General features: G+C 55.6%; 2 rRNA genes. Both read right to left on the bottom strand.

The features are described from left to right. Window positions 1-75: 75 nt before the first annotated feature. Window positions 76-3,184 (bottom strand): 23S ribosomal RNA (locus ACFVAE_RS18270). Window positions 3,185-3,552: 368 nt separating this feature from the next. Beyond that, window positions 3,553-5,075: ribosomal RNA gene (locus tag ACFVAE_RS18265) — 16S ribosomal RNA — on the bottom strand. Together the 16S and 23S rRNA genes form the textbook arrangement of a ribosomal RNA operon. Between the last annotated feature and the right edge of the window lie 3 nt (window positions 5,076-5,078).

Here is a 5,078-nt window from a genome sequence, read left to right as displayed (position 1 = left end):
GTGTGTTGTTTGGTTCCCGACCGTACGTCGAGAACCACAAAGTGGACGCGTTCATCTCGCAGAAGAACAGAGGGTGTTATCAAGTCGTCGGCTTATTAGTACCAGTCAGCTGCACACGTTGCCGTGCTTCCACATCTGGCCTATCAACCCAGTAGTCTGGCTGGGAGCCTCTCACCCACAAGGGGCATGGAAGTCTCATCTTGAGGCCGGCTTCCCGCTTAGATGCTTTCAGCGGTTATCCATCCCGAACGTAGCTAACCAGCGGTGCTCCTGGCGGAACAACTGGCACACCAGAGGTTCGTCCAACCCGGTCCTCTCGTACTAGGGTCAGATCCTCTCAAACTTCCTACGCGCGCAGCGGATAGGGACCGAACTGTCTCACGACGTTCTAAACCCAGCTCGCGTACCGCTTTAATGGGCGAACAGCCCAACCCTTGGGACCTACTCCAGCCCCAGGATGCGACGAGCCGACATCGAGGTGCCAAACCATGCCGTCGATATGGACTCTTGGGCAAGATCAGCCTGTTATCCCCGAGGTACCTTTTATCCGTTGAGCGACAGCGCTTCCACAAGCCACTGCCGGATCACTAGTCCCGACTTTCGTCCCTGCTCGACCTGTCAGTCTCACAGTCAAGCTCCCTTGTGCACTTACACTCGCCACCTGATTGCCAACCAGGTTGAGGGAACCTTTGGGCGCCTCCGTTACTTTTTGGGAGGCAACCGCCCCAGTTAAACTACCCACCAGGCACTGTCCCTGAACCGGATCACGGTTCGAAGTTAGATATCCAGAGTGACCAGAGTGGTATTTCAACAATGACTCCACGAATACTGGCGTATCCGCTTCACAGTCTCCCACCTATCCTACACAAGCCACACCGAACACCAATACCAAGCTGTAGTAAAGGTCACGGGGTCTTTCCGTCCTGCTGCGCGTAACGAGCATCTTTACTCGTAATGCAATTTCGCCGAGTTCGCGGTTGAGACAGTTGGGAAGTCGTTACGCCATTCGTGCAGGTCGGAACTTACCCGACAAGGAATTTCGCTACCTTAGGATGGTTATAGTTACCACCGCCGTTTACTGGGGCTTAAATTCTCAGCTTCGCCCAAAAGGGCTAACCGGTCCTCTTAACCTTCCAGCACCGGGCAGGCGTCAGTCCGTATACATCGACTTGCGTCTTCGCACGGACCTGTGTTTTTAGTAAACAGTCGCTACCCACTAGTCTCTGCGGCCACCACACCCTTTTCCGCGCAAGGCGGTATAAGTGGATGGCCCCCCTTCTCCCGAAGTTACGGGGGCATTTTGCCGAGTTCCTTAACCACGATTCTCTCGATCTCCTTGGTATTCTCTACCTGACCACCTGAGTCGGTTTGGGGTACGGGCGGCTGGAACCTCGCGTCGATGCTTTTCTCGGCAGCATAGGATCACCCACTTTTCATCCGCATCGTGTCTCAGCCTTGATGAGTCACGGATTTGCCTATGACTCGGCCTACGCACTTGCACCAGGACAACCATCGCCTGGCATGGGCTACCTTCCTGCGTCACACCTGTTAATACGCTCACTCCACCAGATGGGGTCCCGTGCTCCACCAGCCGGTGTCACCCGAAGGTGACGATGACTGACTTCGGACGGTTAGCACTCCTGACTTCGTGTGGGCGGTTCTTCGCCGGTACGGGAATATCAACCCGTTGTCCATCGACTACGCCTGTCGGCCTCGCCTTAGGTCCCGACTTACCCAGGGAAGATTAGCTTGACCCTGGAACCCTTGGTCTTCCGGAGGACGTGTTTCTCACACGTCTTTCGCTACTCATGCCTGCATTCTCACTCGTGTGGCATCCACGGCTGGATCACTCCGCCGCTTCACCCGCCACACGACGCTCTCCTACCCATCAACACGGCTGGACCACGAAGGCCTACCAAAAATGTCAATGCCACAACTTCGGTGGCGTGCTTGAGCCCCGTTACATTGTCGGCGCGGAATCACTTGACCAGTGAGCTATTACGCACTCTTTCAAGGGTGGCTGCTTCTAAGCCAACCTCCTGGTTGTCTAAGCAACTCCACATCCTTTTCCACTTAGCACGCGCTTAGGGACCTTAGATGGTGGTCTGGGTTGTTTCCCTCTCGACTATGAAGCTTATCCCCCACAGTCTCACTGCTGCGCTCTCACTTACCGGCATTCGGAGTTTGGCTGACGTCAGTAACCTGGTCGGGCCCATCGGCCATCCAGTAGCTCTACCTCCGGCAAGAAACACGCAACGCTGCACCTAAATGCATTTCGGAGAGAACCAGCTATCACGAAGTTTGATTGGCCTTTCACCCCTATCCACAGCTCATCCCCTCAGTTTTCAACCTAAGTGGGTTCGGCCCTCCACGACGTCTTACCGTCGCTTCAGCCTGGCCATGGATAGATCACTTCGCTTCGGGTCTAGGACATGCGACTGAATCGCCCTATTCAGACTCGCTTTCGCTACGGCTACCCCACACGGGTTAACCTCGCCACATATCACTAACTCGCAGGCTCATTCTTCAAAAGGCACGCTGTCACCCCTACTAAGGAGGCTCCAACGGTTTGTAAGCAAACGGTTTCAGGTACTATTTCACTCCCCTCCCGGGGTACTTTTCACCTTTCCCTCACGGTACTTGTCCGCTATCGGTCATCTGGGAGTATTTAGGCTTATCAGGTGGTCCTGACAGATTCACACGGGATTTCACGGGCCCCGTGCTACTTGGGATCCCCTCCACGCTGCACCAAGCATTTCGACTACGGGGCTGGCACCCACTATGGCCGGCCTTTCAAGACCGTTCGTCTACACTCGCGCATCACGTCGACCACTCGGCAGAATGATCAAGAGGGTCCCACAACCCCGGGCATGCAACGCCTGCCGGCTATCACACACACCCGGTTTAGCCTCATCCGCTTTCGCTCGCCACTACTCACGGAATCACATGTTGTTTTCTCTTCCTGCGGGTACTGAGATGTTTCACTTCCCCGCGTTCCCTCTACCCGCCCTATATATTCAGGCGGGAGTCACCAGGTCGCACAAACGCCTGGCGGGGTTTCCCCATTCGGACACCCTCGGATCAAAACTCGCTTATCAGTTCCCCGAGGCTTATCGCAGATTGCTACGTCCTTCTTCGGCTCCAGATGCCAAGGCATCCACCGTTTGCTCTTAAAGACTTGAAATCACATGAGAACCATCAGGCCAGGAAAAGCCTGATGGAAGTTTTCTTTAAGATGCTCGCGTCCACTGTGTAGTTCTCAAAGTACGGGCGGTCCCCCACCCCCGAAGCCAACCGGCAACAGAAGTAAGGGCCACAAGGAAACAGAACAACCAACCTCCCCGAAGAGAAGCCAGCCGGCCCGGTCCCTCAGGACCCAACAGCGTGCAGCCACCACATCCCCGCAGCATCCCGTTCCAACTGCCGAAGCAGCGTACTGAGAACACCACGCATCCGCGATGGCATGTCAAATGTTCCACCCATGAGCTCCGGTCGAGAACATTCGTCCCGATTCCGGCTCTGTCGGTTCCGAAGAACCGCAGTGCTCCTTAGAAAGGAGGTGATCCAGCCGCACCTTCCGGTACGGCTACCTTGTTACGACTTAGTCCTAATTACCGATCCCACCTTCGACGGCTCCCTCCACAAGGGTTAGGCCACCGGCTTCAGGTGTTACCGACTTTCATGACTTGACGGGCGGTGTGTACAAGACCCGGGAACGTATTCACCGCAGCGTTGCTGATCTGCGATTACTAGCGACTCCGACTTCACGTAGTCGAGTTGCAGACTACGATCCGAACTGGGACCGGCTTTTTGGGATTCGCTCCACCTCACGGTATCGCAGCCCATTGTACCGGCCATTGTAGCATGCGTGAAGCCCAAGACATAAGGGGCATGATGATTTGACGTCATCCCCACCTTCCTCCGAGTTGACCCCGGCAGTATCCCATGAGTTCCCACCATTACGTGCTGGCAACATAGAACGAGGGTTGCGCTCGTTGCGGGACTTAACCCAACATCTCACGACACGAGCTGACGACAACCATGCACCACCTGTTCACGAGTGTCCAAAGAGTTGACCATTTCTGGCCCGTTCTCGTGTATGTCAAGCCTTGGTAAGGTTCTTCGCGTTGCATCGAATTAATCCGCATGCTCCGCCGCTTGTGCGGGTCCCCGTCAATTCCTTTGAGTTTTAGCCTTGCGGCCGTACTCCCCAGGCGGGGAACTTAATGCGTTAGCTGCGTCACGGAATCCGTGGAAAGGACCCCACAACTAGTTCCCAACGTTTACGGGGTGGACTACCAGGGTATCTAAGCCTGTTTGCTCCCCACCCTTTCGCTCCTCAGCGTCAGTTACGGCCCAGAGATCTGCCTTCGCCATCGGTGTTCCTCCTGATATCTGCGCATTCCACCGCTACACCAGGAATTCCAATCTCCCCTACCGCACTCAAGTCTGCCCGTACCCACCGCAAGCCTCAGGTTGAGCCTGAGGATTTCACGGCAGACGCGACAAACCGCCTACGAGCTCTTTACGCCCAATAATTCCGGATAACGCTTGCACCCTACGTATTACCGCGGCTGCTGGCACGTAGTTAGCCGGTGCTTTTTCTGCAGGTACCGTCACTCTCGCTTCTTCCCTGCTAAAAGAGGTTTACAACCCGAAGGCCGTCATCCCTCACGCGGCGTTGCTGCATCAGGCTTCCGCCCATTGTGCAATATTCCCCACTGCTGCCTCCCGTAGGAGTCTGGGCCGTGTCTCAGTCCCAGTGTGGCCGGTCACCCTCTCAGGCCGGCTACCCGTCGACGCCTTGGTGAGCCATTACCTCACCAACAAGCTGATAGGCCGCGAGCCCATCCCCAACCAAAAAATCTTTCCAACCACAGACCATGCGGCCGTGGCACATATCCAGTATTAGACACCGTTTCCAGCGCTTATCCCAGAGTCAGGGGCAGGTTGCTCACGTGTTACTCACCCGTTCGCCACTAATCCACCCAGCAAGCTGGGCTTCATCGTTCGACTTGCATGTGTTAAGCACGCCGCCAGCGTTCATCCTGAGCCAGGATCAAACTCTCCGTAAAAAA

Origin of the sequence: Microbacterium sp. NPDC057659, from assembly GCF_042799915.1 — a bacterium.
Lineage (GTDB): Bacteria > Actinomycetota > Actinomycetes > Actinomycetales > Microbacteriaceae > Microbacterium.
Note: the sequence above shows the minus strand (reverse complement) of the source record. Positions and strands in the feature narration are given on the sequence as shown.